Origin of the sequence: Rhizobium skierniewicense Ch11 (genome assembly GCF_023757665.1) — a bacterium.
Classification (GTDB): domain Bacteria; phylum Pseudomonadota; class Alphaproteobacteria; order Rhizobiales; family Rhizobiaceae; genus Agrobacterium; species Agrobacterium skierniewicense.
Genome location: NZ_RXPG01000030.1, coordinates 560,973 through 575,708, shown reverse-complemented (window position 1 = coordinate 575,708; position 14,736 = coordinate 560,973). Strand labels below are relative to the sequence as shown.

Genomic DNA, 14,736 nt, shown 5'->3' with positions numbered 1-14,736 from the left:
AGAAGGAGTGGAAGCAATCATCACGATAGCGCGTACCGAATCCGACGCAGGTACTCGATCGCTCTGATGAGATGGGTCGACATCTTACGAAGTCCTCGTATTTTCACCGCACGATACTGCTCGCGGTTGGCAATTTGACTATCGATTGAATGTGTCGATAATTCCACAATGTTGCTTTTGACGGTATATACTTCAACGCCGGTTTTCCAGCCGCGCTCAAGCGTAATGTCATAAGGGTAACGTATCATCTGCATTTCGCTGAGCATCTTTCTGGCGCCCTCGCGTGTCACCAAATAACACGCCGCCGATCCTTGCGGACCGTGAAGACAACGACCGATCCTGTCGCCGAAAGTGGTCACCGCGACTTCCCGAAAACCTTTTGTCCGGTGGTTCAATAGCTTTACGATTTCGGCAGACGGCAGTCCACTGCGGATGGCCGCCACCCGGGGCAAAAAATCCTCTGTCAGTTCGATATCGTCTTCTATCACGATGGCATTTGTATAGCCGCTTGAGACGAATGTCTCGAGCACAGACAGGTGAGCTTTGTAACATCCGTATTCGCCAGGAAGCATATTGCGCCCGTTTCTGACGATAAATTTGCTCTCGTCAGCATCGACCCAGGAATCCGCACAGACCTTGTTCCCGTCAACTCCACTCACGCGCTCGACGTTCAAACCAAATTTTTCGGCCTGAACACGTATCGCCTCCCACCGATCCGCAGATCGGTCCAAGTTGATAACATATAAGCCGAATGTCTCCAAGAAATCCCCACTCATCACACTTTTTAAAGGATAGAATATCCATACAGAAGCAACAACTACAACACGAAAATCTAAAAAAGCGACATTATATCCGCTTATCTAGAACAGTATGGCGCCCATATCTAGCTCAAAAAAACGAAACAAATCCAGGTTGGAGTCGACGATGAATTTTATCGAAAGTCGTAGCCATCAACCGCAAAGCCTTCAACGGATAAGCCATGAATATAGTTCATTTTTGGGCGTCTCCTCTCATTTTTGTTCGTGAAGGATGAGATTTCACATGGTCATACAGTTCGATGCGAGCGCTCAGGTGCGACAATGCAAGAGCCTTCGCGCTATTGTTGTGTTGTAAGATTGAGCTGATTGCTCAATGACACGGCCATGCCCCGCCGGCTTACCCCCAGCTTCGTATAGATATTCTTCAAGTGAAATTTGACGGTCGCCTCGGAAATATCCAGCGCCCGTGCCATTTCCTTGTTGCTGCGACCATCCACCAGAAGCTTCAATACACCTGTTTCCCTGTTGCTCAACAGGCCCGCAGATGGCGGGATCCTATCCTTGCGTTCCTGAACGACCGTCACCGATTTGGGTGGGCGCTGAAAATCACGACCAACGATGCGACTCATAAACTCCACGGCATCAACACTGAACGCTTTCAGTCCGAAACGACGCACAATTGCCCGCAATATCACAGCGAAATCCGACCCTTCATCAATGAAGAACTGTGTTGCCTGATGGGCACGGGCAAGAGCGATTGCCGATTGCAAGTAGGACAGGGCCTTGTCCTGTTGCCCGGCTTTCCATGCCGCTCTCACGGCGATGATTTCGGCAATCAGTCGATGATAACCCTGCCCTTGAATTGAACTTTTGCGAATTAATGTCTCGACGGCATCCAGCGCTATCTGGCTGTGCCCGAGAACGATGGCTAGCCTGGATGAAGCAATTTCATAATCATAGTCCTCTCTCCACGTCCAGTTGTTCGGATCCGCTTTCGCCCGCATCGCCACCACTTTTTCACCCGCCTGTCCGGCGGACTCGATCATGCCAACCCTGACCAGCAGATCGATCCGCATAATCCCGGCGGCAACCTTCAAGCGCGGCATGGCGCGCTCAACGGCGACCTCTTCTGCTTTATCGATTGCCGCAACAGCGCTATCGAAGCCCGTTATGTGCAGGCGGCTACGTGAAAGCAGCGAGAAAAGGCGCGTATACAGGTCTACCCAGCTTTCTCCACGCACCAGGGGCTCCATGCATTCATTGAGCATGGCTTCGACAAGCTGGACTTCGCCTTGATGGTAAAGCACATCGGCGCAGGCAAGCCGGGTAATAGCCAAAAGATTGCGATCACTCCAATGTTTGCTTTCGACAAGGGCCTCGGCCTCTCTGCAAAACTGAAGTGCGGAGGAAAATTCGCCTGCAAGCGATCCAACCAGACCGAGGTGGACCAGCATGAAGACCTGTGCGTAAGTCGCTTTCTCCTCGCGATAATAGCCGAGTGCTTTGAGCGCAGTGCGCCGCGCAGCCTCGATATCGCCCAAGCGCGTGTAAACGATGCACAGATGATTATGAATCCAAGCCAGTTCCCACGTCGCATGGGGTGGCAGCCCTGCCGCAACCTGTTCCAGACGTTGCGCCTGGGCCACATTCATCCTGCGGTCTACATACACATCAATCAGGCTATCGATGTGATCCAAAACATTGCGATTGACCGCCGCAAGCGCAACGGGCGACCAGTCGTCTTTTTCTTTCAGCAGGTCCAACCGCTCCCGTCCGGCTGTCGCATTCCCACGCTTGGACAGGACGACCGCGTAACACACCGCGAGTCCCGGAGAAGCATGCAAAACCTCTGGCGGAAAATTATCGATCAGATGTTCCAACACCTTGTGTCCGGCCCGGAGGAAGATGTCGACACCGCCAGCTTGATCGATGATTTCCTCTGCCATTCGAAAGTCACCGCTACGCGCCGCATGCGAGACCGCCTGCTCAAGAAAGCCCTGAGTCGCAAACCAGATTGCGGCCTGTCGGTGCAACGTCCGACCGTTGTTTGCGGGCGCACCCGGCGTATCTTCAGCCAGACAGGAACGTAACACCGGATGAAGCGTGAGCCATCCGCCCGCATTTTTTTCGATAACCGGGTTGAGGGTCTCGATCATCGCGAGGTCGTCGGGCAGCAGCTGCTCGGCGCCGAGATCAGCAGCAAGGTCCAATCGAAACTCATCGAAGACGGCCATTTTCCGAAGGAGATTGCAAAGGTTAGGAGATAACTGGCTGCTGATTGTTTCTCGCACGAACCCGACCATGTCCGCATTCTGCCCGGCCAAAGGTGTTCCTTGCTCTCCCTGCGACGGAAGGGTAGCGAGTTGCGTCAGGGCTGGCCAACCCCTCGTCACCTCCATCAGGTGATCAATCGACGCTGTCGTCTGCGAACGAGCCGACAACCGTTGAAGCTCGGAGCGCCCAAAGAGCATGTCGCCTGCACTTATCTCGCTCAGGGTGCCAGCCGCCTTCAGGCGAGCGATGGGGATCGGCGCGGGACGCAAGGATGCGAGAGCGATACGAAGATTATCCGGCGCCGATAGCACCATCTCTTCCAGAGAACGGTTTTGACCGCCGACATCATCGACATTATCGATAAACAGGATGGTGACGCCGCTGCGGAGTCCGACCGCTTCCATTGTTTCCATCAGAGCATTGCCGGTCTCTTCTCCCCTGGGAAGATCGAGCGCTTGCCGCAGGTCTGCGACGAAATCCTCCGGTGATTGCGGCAAAGACAGGGTCAACCATGCGCAGTGCGCGATAGGCGTTTCGCATCCGCCCGGAAGACGAAGCGTTCCCGCGGAAATCCGATCATAGGCAGCCTTCATCAGCGCCGTCTTGCCGAAACCCGGCGGCGCGCGCAAAATTACGATCTGCCTTGCAAGCCCATCCAGAAGCTTCGACAGCAGGTAGGGTCGTTCTATCCCGTTGAACAACATGCGCGGGGGGCGAAAGCGCGATCCAACCTTGGTGCGCTCAGCAGCCGTTTTGACCTGCTGTGCCTTTTCGCTCAGACCGGAGTTCTGCATCGGTATGCTCTTTTAAGACCGCAGGACTGTCCTGCTTCGACCTCTATCAGGTCCTCTAGTCGATCATTCGTCAAGCCCCTAACGGTCTATAGGTATGGGGTAGGCCGAAAGCTGAAGGGCCGAAGACCGCCAACGCTTCCGGCGTCCGCATGATCGGCGGGACCCTGACCGCGAGCACGTTGACACGCTGACCATATCGAAGTCGCTCCGTCGTAATGGCTTCGGCCGTGTCCAGATCCAGCACCGTTATCAGGTCGGGAACGATGGCCAGAACCTTGCCATTTTCATCTTCTGCTACAAGATTCTCATTTTGTATGCGGATTTTGATGTTCGGGTGCGATGCATCGAAGGGTTCGATCGTCACAATGCCCACCGACCAGCCGTTTTCCTCCTTGCGGGCAACATCGACGACTTTTCCGGACGCGATGATCTCGGCGTGTCCGTAATGCGTGCCAGCGAAGAACGCAATCAATGCGGCCACCGGATCGTCATGACTGCCGATCGCCTCGCGGAGCGTGCGTCCGATACCGATGGCAAGCGACATGGTGGCAGGAACAGAAACGCGCTTTGCCGTTTTTCCGTCCATGCCGTAATTGACGATATAGGCCTGTCCGCCCATGCGGATGGTCACCCCCCTCGCCAGCCATTCAGCCTTTCCAGCGTCACGGGTTTCTATCAACACGCAATTGCCACGCTCGTCAGCAATGGCAATAGGGCTGGCTGAAACGCCATAGACATTGAAGGTTTCCATCTCGAGCTGTGGGAAAGCACGCCCCATGCCGTCGGCGTCGATGACCGGTATGCGTTTTCGAGCAGCCATGATGATCGGAACCATCGAATTGATGCCGCCTGCCTCGAAGGGAATGAGCGCGTCGATATCCACACCGGTGTGGTCTTCATAGCTATCGAGTGCCAGGTCACCCTCATCGCCCGAGGGAATCTTTTCAATGAGGATAGTCGGGGCGCCCATCGCGCCGCAAGCGACGACAGCGATTTCATCGGGAACGTCTTGCAGATGCATGAGATAGACAGGACCGTATTTTTCAATAGCAGCCTTGGCCAGCATTTTGCCGATATAGGGATCGCCGCCCCCACCCGTTCCCAGAACGGCAGCACCAACTGCGAGGTCGTCGAGATCCTGATCCGTGATGATGTTCATATCAATCGATCTCCTCTATCGAGGTAAAGGGCTCTTTAAGCCCGAAGCAGGCGGGTCCGAACACGGCGAGCGCTTCGGGCGTGCGCATGATTTCCGGCACGGAGACGGCAACAACAGTCACCCGCTGCCCGTAGCGAAGATTCTCGTTGGTGATCGGCTCGGCCGTTTCGGTGTTCATGATGCAGATCAGGTCCGGCACGATGGCCTTGACCTTGCCATCGACACGGGCGATCAGGTTCTCGTTCTGGATCTCGATGTCCATCTGCGAGGAAAAGGGAGCGATGCCATCGATGCGCGCCCGCCCCATGGTGAAGCCCGCCCGCGTTTCACGCATGACATCCGTGATCTTGCCGGAAAAGATGACGCGTCCATAACGATAGAGCGTTGATGGCAGAAAACCTAAGAGCGCTTCGATGGGGTTGAGGTGCTCGTCACGCGCCTTGCGCATCACCTCGCCAATCCGAATAGCAAGTGTCAGCGTGTTGGGTATGGCCGTGCGTTTTACCTCCGCACCGGTCATCGCATATTCTGCGATATAGGCGCAGCCACCCATGCGCATGGCGACGGCGCGTGACAGCCATTCCATCTGACGGTTGTCGACAGCCTCGATCAGGGCGCAATCCCCCCATTCATTGCTGACGGCCATCGGAGAGCCTGAAATGCCGTAGACGCCGAATGTTTCCATTTCCAGATAAGGAAAGGCGCGGCCCATGCCATCTGCATCGACAATGGGCAGGCCCAGTCGTGCGCCGACGACGAGGGGGATCGTCGAGTTGATGCCACCGATTTCGATGGGCATGGTGTAGCCCGCCTTCCGACCGAGCCGTTTTTCCAGCCGGTGCAGTGAGGCAATGGCTTCGTCACCCGATGGTATCTTTTCCACCAGCACGGTGGGGGCCCCCATCATGGCGGTTGGAATAACAAGACTATCATCGGGGACGTCCTGCGGATCGATCAGTTCGACCTCGCACCCTTCATCCAGGCATTGCTGCACCATCAGGCGTCCAACATAGGGATCGCCCCCACCCCCGGTGCCAAGAAAAGCTGCGCCGACGGCCAGATCGGCAAGATGTTCGCGTGTGAGTTTCATCGTCAGGGCTCCTCAGCCAATCACCAGATCGCCGACCGCCTTGACGCGGATGCGTGTGGCACTGCCTGGCAGATAGGCCAGCGGCACCTCTTCGATATCCATGATCTTGACCGATGCCGGATCGGCACCGGCCTTGATGGCGCGTTCCGATGCTTCGGCTTTGGCACCGGCCAGCACGATGTCGCGCGATGTGCCTTCCAATGAGAAGATGCGATCAACCTCTCCGCCGACCTGAGCGATGGCCGCGCCGATGGCGTTCGCGACAGACGCATTTTCCGGTCTGATAACCTTTGAGGCCGATGGGAGATCACGGGAGACGAGAATGGAACCGCCGCCAACGAGGATGACGGGTAGCGGTTCTGCGCTGGTCTTCATGCGGTCGACGGCTTCGTCCACCATCCGGTGCATGGTGGCCAGAGCGGCTTCGATGGTGCTGGCCGGTATATGGGCAACGCGCGACCTGTCGCCGATATCTTCCAGTCCTGCAGCGACGACGATATCCGTCGTGGTCAACATATCGCCGCCAAAGACCAGCGCCTTCGAGGTGATTTCATAGCCAACGGAATCGGGGCCAATACGGGTTCCGTCATCGCGCACCAACGACCCGCCACCAAGGCCAATGGCCAGCACGTCCGGCATCCGAAAGTTGGTCCGCACGCCACCGATATCGACGGCAACGGCAGACTCGCGCGGGAACCCCTGCATCAACATGCCGACATCGGACGTCGTCCCACCAATATCGACCACCATGGCCTCTTTCTCTCCGGCCAAAAGTGCAGCGCCACGCATGGAGTTGGTGGGGCCGGAGGCGAAGGTGAGCACCGGGTAGCGCTCGACATAATCGGGTGCCATCAGTGTCCCGTCGTTCTGGCTGACATAAAACGGCGCCGTGATCGACATCTCCTTTAGGGCATTGCGGAACGATGACACGACTTTCTTCGAAAGGTCGGCCAGCGACGCATTCATGATCGAGGCATTTTCACGCTCGAGAAAACCGACGCGGCCGATTTCGTGACTGAGAGACAGGGCGATGCCGGGCACTTCTTCACGCAGGATTTCGGCAGCGCGAAGCTCCATCTCCGGTTTTACCGGCGAGAATACGGACGTCACGGCCGCAGACGTCAAACCACGCTGACGGATGGTTTGCGCCACCTCCAAAAGACCTTTTTCATCGAGTGGCGCAATCTTGCGGCCATCGAACTCATGGCCGCCATGCAGCATGAAGGTATGACGACCAAGCGTGTCGGCAAGGTCTTGCGGCCAGTCGGTAAGCGGCGGCAACCCCTTGGTGGCGGGCAGACCGAGACGGATGGCGGCCACTTCAAGGAGGCGTTTGCGCTCAACCACGGCATTGGTGAAGTGCGTTGTGCCGATCATGACCGCCTGGATCTGCGTAACAGACACGCCGGTCATATCCAGCAGCTTTTTCATCACGGCAACGATACCAGACCCGACGTCAGCCGTTGTCGGGCTCTTGCATGCACCGATAACAGCGGCTCCGTCCATCAGAGCGGCGTCCGTGTTGGTGCCACCCACATCAATTCCTATACGCATATCATTCTCCTACTTGTCTTCAGACAATGCGCGTCCTTTGCTGCGGACATTGCCCGCATGCCGGTTCGCCTCATCAATGATTGTTTTCAGCGATTGCGGCCCTCAGGCCATCAATGCCTCCGATCTTTCCGGGTCCCAACTCACCCCCACGGACTGCCCTGGTGAGAGCCGTTCGACGTGAGACTGGTTTTGTCGTTCGGCGATGATCTCCTTGGTACCGAAGGAAAGCCGGTAACGCACCAGAGCGCCTTGGTAAGTCTCCGAGATCACAGTCGCGGGCAGGCCGGTTCCGGCTTGACCGATAATCACGTTTTCAGGGCGCACAACGAGTTTAACCGCGGTTCCGGGAGCGATATCGGTCGCTGGCGCACGGGTCAGCGCCGTGACATCTGCAAAACCGACACTCAGCCGGTCGCCATCCCGGCCCCTAACCGTGACGTCGATGACATTCGACTGGCCGATAAAGGTTGTAACGAACAGTGTTTTGGGGCGTTCGTAGATTTCCTGTGGTGTACCGACCTGTTCCACGCGGGCTTTCTGCATCACGCCGATGCGGTCGGACATGGTCAGCGCCTCATCCTGATCGTGGGTGACATAGACGGTGGTGATCCCGAGTTTTTTCTGCAGATCCTTGATCCAGTATTTCATTTCCTCGCGCAGCGCCTTGTCGAGTGCAGACAGTGGCTCGTCCAGAAGCAGGATGCGCGGTTCGGTCACGAGCACGCGCGCCAGCGCCACGCGCTGCTGTTCACCACCGGAAAGCTGGCGCTGATAGCGGTTCTCGTAACCCACAAGGCCGACCTGGCTGAGTGCAAAGGCAACTGCCCTATCGATTTCTGCGGGTGATTTTTTCCGGAGTTTCAGACCGAATCCGATGTTTTCGGCAACATTCATATGTGGAAAGATCGCGTAGTTCTGAAATACGATGCCGATGTCCCGTTTTTCCGGCGGCAGTCCGGTCACGTCGTCCGAGCCAATGAGGATCTGACCCGCACTGGGGCGGATGAAGCCCGCGATCATGCGCAGTGTGGTGGACTTTCCGCAGCCGGAAGGCCCAAGCAGAGAAAAGAACTCTCCCTGCTTGATGTGCAGGTCTATGCCCGCAACCGCCACCGTATTGCCATACGATTTGACGAGGTTCTTTAACTGGATATCCGACATCGTCCTGTAATTCCCATGTGTCCGTTGGCTGGTGGCCGCGCAACACGGCCACCGCTTCCACCGTCTGTCTCGATCAGCCCGCGAAGATTTCGTTCACTGTCTCAACGATCTCGTCTTCGTTCTCCAGATAGGCCTTCCAGTCCGGCAACCAGAAATCCTTGATGGCATCGGCACTGTTGACGATGCCCGACTTCACCAGATTGTCCGGCAGAACGGCATTGGAAACCGTTGGCCGCAGATAGAATTCCTTGCCCATATTGGTCATGAAGGACGGTTCCAGCGCACGGTTCAGCAGCGCATAGGCCAGTTTTTTCTGGGTCGGCTCGGAATAGCGGCTAATCGTGTAGGTCTGCGTCAGGATCGGCTGCAATTCTTTCCAGTACATGACAGCGAAAGGCGCACCTTTGTCATGGGCCTGCATCGGTTCGGCATCGCTCTGAACCGCGATGACGACTTCGCCGCGATCCATCAATGTCTGCATGTTGCCGGTAAAGTCTGAAATCTTGGCGGGCATCAAGGCCCGCATCGCCTCGTAACCGGCGTCGAGATCGTACTGGTCCTTGCCGAACAGGCTGCAGGCGACGAGGAAGAAGTCCATTTGCAAGGTGTTGGATGTGATATAGGTACCGCGCTTGCCAGCAAATTCCGGCTTCCACATATCCTTGAAGCTCGTCGGTGGGGGGGTGACGAGATCCGTGCGGTAGGCGTGAACATATTGGTTGAAAGCCCATGTCACGCCGACACCATTCGATGTGGCGAATGGCCATAGGTTCTTGCCGTTCGGAAGGTTGGGAAGAATTTCTTCGATGGTGTGGAAGAAGTCGCCCGCCGCTGCCGTCTTGAACATTTCCGGCAGGTTCCAGTTGGTCACGTCGAGCGGTGGCTTTTGCGGCCCGTTGGCGACGAATTTCGGGAACCACGGCCAGGTCGAGTCATATTCGATCTTGCAGTTGTAATCCCTGGCGAAATCCGTGAGCAGATATTTGTGAACGAGCTCACCCCAGGGACCGCCCCATTCGCCGATCCGCAGGACAGCACCACCGGCATCAAAGACCGATCCGTCATAGGTCACATCCTGGGAAAACGCGTGATTGATGTTGAACAGCGGCAGGGTGGCTGCTGCGGCACTCAGTTTGAGAAGCTTGCGGCGATTGGGATCGAATGTCTTTCCAGTCATGTCCATGTTCCCCTTTTTTGAACTTATGGATGCGGGATCGGTCGTTCAGTCTCAGGCGGGCGTTCAGCCGCCGAAGATACGTTTAAGATTGACGAGTTTAGACGTCGCGATCATCGAAATGACGACGAGAAGGATGGCAAAGATACCGGCAGCTGCGGCCGTCGGCTCGAACGCGTAACGCAACGCGACATACATCGCCATTGGCAGCGTCTGGAGGTTCGGTGTCGACAGGAACAGCGTCACTTCGAACTGCCCAAAGGAAATGATGAAGGCGAAGATTGTGCCTGCTGAAATGGCGGGCGCGATGATCTTGAGCGTGATCAGCCGAAAGGCTGTAAAGGGTGAAGCACCGAGCGACCGTGCCGCCTCTTCAAGGCTCCGGTCGAAACCGACGAGCGAAGCCGTGACAGTCGCAATCACGAACGGGCACGTGACGATGACATGGCCGATGACGAGGCCGGTCAGGCTGCGTGCCAGCCCGATTCCGCTTGTGACATAGAAGACGTAAAGAGCAAGGCCAAGAACGACGCCGGGAAGGACGATCGGCATCATGAAAAAGGCGCGCAACATTCCAATCAACGGGCCGGAGGCGCGCGACAGGAAAAGGGCTGCCATGGTGCCGAGCACCGTCGAGATCGCCGTCGAGATCGCGGCAACCAGAAATGACACGCCGTAGGCAGACAGGAACGAAGGTGATGTCAGGAAAGCATAGACCCACCGTAGCGAAAAGCCCTGTGGGGGGAAGGTGAGGTAGTCCCCGGAATTCAAGCCCGCCAGCACCACGATAACAACGGGCACGAGCAGAATGGCCAGCGTCAGAAGCGAGATCGTCTTGAAGACAAACGGGATGGGAGATTCATCGCGCATCAACTCCGACCTCCTGTCGTGCGCATGGCAACCCTCTGATAGACGGCAATAGCCATGAGGCTTGTGACGAAAAGAACAACGGCGATGGCCGCGCCGAACTGCCAGCGACCGGTTTCGGCCACCTGCTGATAGATGTGGATGGGCAGGACCATGACCTTCCATCCGCCCATCAGCGCGGGAACGACGTAAGAAGAGATCGCGAGCGCAAAGACAAGCAGTGTTCCCGCCAGAATCCCAGGCATGGAAAGCGGCAGCACGACCGACCAAAACGCTTTTGCGCGAGACGCGCCCAGAGACCGAGCCGCCTCTTCCAGCGATGGATGAATGGATTTGATGATGCCGATCAACGACAGAACCATGAAGGGCAGTGTAATCTGTACAAGTCCGACCACCACGCCGAAGGTGTTGTACATCAACGGCAGCGGCCCGGAAATGACACCCAACTTGATCAATGCGCCGTTGATGAGACCGTTGTCGCCCAGCAGAACCATCAGACCATACAGACGAATGACCATGTCGAGCTGCATGGACGACAGGACAAGTATCATCAACAGCGCGTTTCGGCCGGGACTTACGGTCTTGGCAATGACATAGGCCAGCGGATAGCCAAAAAACAGACATATGAGCGACACAACGGTGGCGATACCAACCGAACGCAGGATGGACTCGTAGTAAATTGAACGCGTGAAGATGCGCACGAAATTGTCGAAGGTGATCACGCTGGACAGGCTGATGACACCAGCTGTCGATTTGTTGAACGCCAAGGCAAAAAGAGATGCGGTGGGCACGACGAAGAAGACGAGGAAGAAGAGAAACGCCGGAATAACCAGCAGCCAGAAAATTCCCCCTGAAAAGAAGCGCTGTCCCATGCGCAGACCGGCCGTCCCGGTGTTTCTTTCTGCAGTGGTGGTGACCGTGCCTGTTGCCATATCCCTCATCCGGTCTCCTGATTATTCGGCGGCAAGCGGCGGCATGGATGCGTGGAGCGCATCGTAGCCGATCAATGCTTTTTCCGGTGGTGGTGGATACGTCGTCCTGCTTTGCGAGAGACCGGCACGGACCAAGCCTGCGGCGATCGAGATGGCTGTCGGTATCGGGTCTATCACAGGAACATCAATGCCTTCGGCGAGCAGGCCGGCCCGCAAACCGGCAGCACAACCCATCAGTCCCGTACAGCCGAAGATCAGCGCCTCTGCGCCATCCTCCTCGACAGCTTTTCGACCCTCTTCGATAAGCCGACGCAAGGTTTCTGTCCTGTCGGCTTCCAGATGGAGAACCGGAATATCCACACTGCGCACCGATGCCAACTTGCTGGAAAGACCGCACAACGCGGCCGTGTTCTCAAAGGATGGCCTCAAGCGGCGCATGACGGTTATGACCGAAAATGTGTGGCCAAGCATGGCGGCGATGTGCATGCCGGTCTGCGCCGGCCCGACCACGACCATGTCTGTGATTTCCCTTGCAGGCCTCAGACCTGGGTCGCCCATGCAATCTATGATCACAGCATCGACGCCGTCTCGATCGGCTTTGTTGACTTCAAGGAGAGTGCCGGGCACGGACATCGCTGCCTCGAATTCGCTTTCGATCGAAGCTGGCCCCGTCGAGATCTCGGCATGAGACACTGCTATTCCCGGGTATTCCAGCGCCTTGAGATCAGCAAGCTTGCGAAAGCCCCTTGTGACGAGCGGTGAGATGACGCGGATGTGGACTGTGTTGTCTTGCATCTGGAACTCCCCCTCCCGTTTTGTGATGACGCTACCGTGCATCGCTCAACCGCAGAGTGGAAGGGGATTGAGGAATAGGTAGGGCGTTGTTTCGGATGGGTAGTTTCCATGATAAAAACACAAATACCTACCCGAACGGGTAGTCTCAATCGTATGATTTAAAAGCAATTCGTCGCGTTGATTAAATTTTGATCATTCAGACATGCAGTTTTAGCCATGCCATAGCGCGCCGCTCTGACACCGGATTGGTGGTTACACAAGAGAGAAAGGAAATTCGAACCCCGGCGACCGGTCGCTCAGGCGATATCCTGAACCAGATGTCCGGCAGACACCTCGCGGTACCGCCGAACCGGTGGAACATAATCCACGGGCCGGATCGGACTTTTGATCTCATCCGTCGCCATATTGCGCTTGATGGCGCGTCGCGTTGGGTCCGGCACCGGAACAGCCGACATGAGCTTGCGTGTGTATTCGTGTTGGGGATTGTCAAAGACAGCGGAGCGCGGCCCGATTTCGACGATTTCTCCGAGATACATCACGGCCACGCGATGACTGACCCGTTCCACCACCGCCATATCATGGCTGATGAACAGGAACGCCAGATTGAGGCTCTGCTGCAAATCGAGAAGCAGATTGCAAACCTGCGCCTTGATGGAGACATCGAGTGCAGAGACCGCTTCATCCGCAACAATGATCTTTGGGTCGAGCATGAGCGAGCGCGCGATAGCGACGCGTTGGCGCTGCCCACCTGAAAACTCGTGAGGAAACCGCCGCATCATATCGGGAGAAAGCCCGACTTTTTGAAGAAGCCCTGCAGTTTTCTCCCGCGCCTGCGCCTTCGTTCCCAGCCTGTGCTCGAGAAACGGCTCCATAATGGCAGATCCGACTGTCATGCGCGGATCGAGACTGGCGAAGGGGTCCTGGAAAATCATCTGGACGCTGCGGCGCATCGCCCGCAAACTGGGTTTATCGAGCCGCATCACATCGTATCCGTCCAGCGTGACACGACCAGCGGTCGGCTCTATCAGGCGGGTGATCGAGCGCCCTGTTGTGGACTTGCCACAACCGGATTCACCCACCAGAGACAGGGTCTCGCCCTCATGCAAATCGAAAGACACCTTTTCAACAGCATGAACGGCACCGGATTTGCGCGCGAGAATGCCAGACCGAATATCGAAACGCGTGGTGAGATCCTTGACCGAGAGGATCGGCGTCATCGACTTCTTGACTGTGTCCGTCACCTCCATCAACGGCTGATTTTCGCCGGTCTTGATGTCGATGACCGGAAAGCGCATGGGCAGATCGAGGCTCGCCATCGAGCCGAGCCTCGGAACGGCGGACAACAGGGCCCGTGTGTAAGGATGTTTGCCGCGATGGAAGATATCGTCGGTCGTGCCAGTTTCGGCCATATCTCCACGGAACATCACGATCGTGCGGTCCGCCACCTCGGCGACCACGCCCATGTCATGCGTGATAAAGAGAACCGACATGCCCTCCTCTTCCTGAAGGGTCTTGATGAGATCCAATATCTGGCCCTGGATCGTCACATCGAGGGCCGTGGTCGGCTCATCGGCGATCAGAAGCTTTGGCTTGGAAGACAGCGCCATGGCGATCATGACACGCTGGCGCATACCGCCGGAAAACTGGTGTGGATATTCATCGTAACGGGCTTTGGCGTTGGGGATGCGCACCTTTTCCAGCAACCGGATCACTTCGGCCTTGGCAGAAGATGACGACATGTTCTGATGCACCGTCAGCGCTTCAGAAATCTGCTTACCGATCGGGAAGATCGGATTGAGACTGGTCATCGGCTCCTGGAATATCATGGAGATATCCCTGCCGCGCACCTTGCGCATCTCTTCTTCCGGTAAAGAGAGAAGATCACGACCACCGAGCACGACCTTGCCTTCGATGCGACTGGTCTTCTTGTCCAGCAGACGCATGATGGAAAGCGACGTGACGCTTTTGCCGGAGCCACTTTCGCCCACGATGGCCAAAGTCTCTTTCGGTGCGATATCGAAACTCATATCGCGCACCACCGATTTCCAAGCTCCTTCCAGACGGAAGGAGGTCGTGAGATTCTGAACGGAAATGACGGGGCTGACCGAACCGCCAGCATGTTCCATTGCAGTGGCTGACAGCAGCATGGACATCTCCTAAAAATGAAGGCGCAGCCGC

Annotated in this window: 11 protein-coding genes; all 11 read right to left on the bottom strand. The window is 56.6% G+C overall.

All coding sequences use genetic code 11. The features are described from left to right. Window positions 1-20: 20 nt before the first annotated feature. Window positions 21-761, bottom strand: a complete 741-nt coding sequence (locus EKM04_RS22475; protein ID WP_234910846.1) for a glycosyltransferase family 25 protein — start codon at window positions 759-761, stop codon at window positions 21-23. Between the two features lie 335 nt (window positions 762-1,096). Continuing rightward, entirely contained in the window at window positions 1,097-3,826 is a 2,730-nt protein-coding gene (locus tag EKM04_RS22470; protein ID WP_234910845.1) for a LuxR C-terminal-related transcriptional regulator, read from the bottom strand. Window positions 3,827-3,896: 70 nt separating this feature from the next. Further along, entirely contained in the window at window positions 3,897-4,985 is a 1,089-nt protein-coding gene (locus tag EKM04_RS22465; protein ID WP_183893693.1) for an S-methyl thiohydantoin desulfurase family protein, read from the bottom strand. A gap of 1 nt (window position 4,986) precedes the next feature. After that, window positions 4,987-6,075, bottom strand: a complete 1,089-nt coding sequence (locus tag EKM04_RS22460; protein ID WP_174154618.1) for an S-methyl thiohydantoin desulfurase family protein — start codon at window positions 6,073-6,075, stop codon at window positions 4,987-4,989. A 12-nt stretch (window positions 6,076-6,087) separates the two neighbouring features. Continuing rightward, complete coding sequence (locus EKM04_RS22455) at window positions 6,088-7,629, bottom strand: hydantoinase/oxoprolinase N-terminal domain-containing protein (RefSeq protein ID WP_183893691.1); 1,542 nt, start codon at window positions 7,627-7,629, stop codon at window positions 6,088-6,090. Between the two features lie 102 nt (window positions 7,630-7,731). Continuing rightward, entirely contained in the window at window positions 7,732-8,790 is a 1,059-nt protein-coding gene (locus EKM04_RS22450) for an ABC transporter ATP-binding protein (protein ID WP_183893689.1), read from the bottom strand. A 73-nt stretch (window positions 8,791-8,863) separates the two neighbouring features. Continuing rightward, window positions 8,864-9,967: an ABC transporter substrate-binding protein gene (locus EKM04_RS22445; protein ID WP_234910844.1), complete on the bottom strand. Its 1,104-nt coding sequence runs from the start codon at window positions 9,965-9,967 to the stop codon at window positions 8,864-8,866. A 63-nt stretch (window positions 9,968-10,030) separates the two neighbouring features. Next, window positions 10,031-10,834 (bottom strand): ABC transporter permease, encoded by an 804-nt coding sequence (locus tag EKM04_RS22440; protein ID WP_183893685.1) that lies wholly within the window; start codon window positions 10,832-10,834, stop codon window positions 10,031-10,033. Continuing rightward, window positions 10,834-11,772 carry an ABC transporter permease gene (locus EKM04_RS22435; RefSeq protein WP_234900381.1) on the bottom strand — a complete coding sequence of 313 codons (939 nt, stop codon included), beginning with the start codon at window positions 11,770-11,772 and terminating at the stop codon, window positions 10,834-10,836. The genes EKM04_RS22440 and EKM04_RS22435 overlap by 1 nt, the downstream gene beginning before the upstream one ends. 12 nt (window positions 11,773-11,784) lie before the next feature. Next, a complete protein-coding gene (locus EKM04_RS22430; protein ID WP_183893683.1) occupies window positions 11,785-12,558 on the bottom strand; it encodes an aspartate/glutamate racemase family protein in 774 nt (257 codons plus the stop codon). 296 nt (window positions 12,559-12,854) lie between these two features. After that, the gene (locus EKM04_RS22425) at window positions 12,855-14,705 is read right to left on the bottom strand and encodes an ABC transporter ATP-binding protein (protein WP_183893680.1); all 1,851 of its coding nucleotides are present in this window, start codon (window positions 14,703-14,705) and stop codon (window positions 12,855-12,857) included. Between the last annotated feature and the right edge of the window lie 31 nt (window positions 14,706-14,736).

What these genes read in the sequence shown, in the direction of transcription:
- EKM04_RS22470 (WP_234910845.1), bottom strand. Translation starts at nt 3,826, where the DNA reads ATGCAGAACTCCGGTCTGAGCGAAAAGGCACAGCAGGTCAAAACGGCT.
- EKM04_RS22465 (WP_183893693.1), bottom strand. Translation starts at nt 4,985, where the DNA reads ATGAACATCATCACGGATCAGGATCTCGACGACCTCGCAGTTGGTGCT.
- EKM04_RS22460 (WP_174154618.1), bottom strand. Translation starts at nt 6,075, where the DNA reads ATGAAACTCACACGCGAACATCTTGCCGATCTGGCCGTCGGCGCAGCT.
- EKM04_RS22455 (WP_183893691.1), bottom strand. Translation starts at nt 7,629, where the DNA reads ATGCGTATAGGAATTGATGTGGGTGGCACCAACACGGACGCCGCTCTG.
- EKM04_RS22450 (WP_183893689.1), bottom strand. Translation starts at nt 8,790, where the DNA reads ATGTCGGATATCCAGTTAAAGAACCTCGTCAAATCGTATGGCAATACG.
- EKM04_RS22445 (WP_234910844.1), bottom strand. Translation starts at nt 9,967, where the DNA reads ATGACTGGAAAGACATTCGATCCCAATCGCCGCAAGCTTCTCAAACTG.
- EKM04_RS22440 (WP_183893685.1), bottom strand. Translation starts at nt 10,834, where the DNA reads ATGCGCGATGAATCTCCCATCCCGTTTGTCTTCAAGACGATCTCGCTT.
- EKM04_RS22435 (WP_234900381.1), bottom strand. Translation starts at nt 11,772, where the DNA reads ATGAGGGATATGGCAACAGGCACGGTCACCACCACTGCAGAAAGAAAC.
- EKM04_RS22430 (WP_183893683.1), bottom strand. Translation starts at nt 12,558, where the DNA reads ATGCAAGACAACACAGTCCACATCCGCGTCATCTCACCGCTCGTCACA.
- EKM04_RS22425 (WP_183893680.1), bottom strand. Translation starts at nt 14,705, where the DNA reads ATGCTGCTGTCAGCCACTGCAATGGAACATGCTGGCGGTTCGGTCAGC.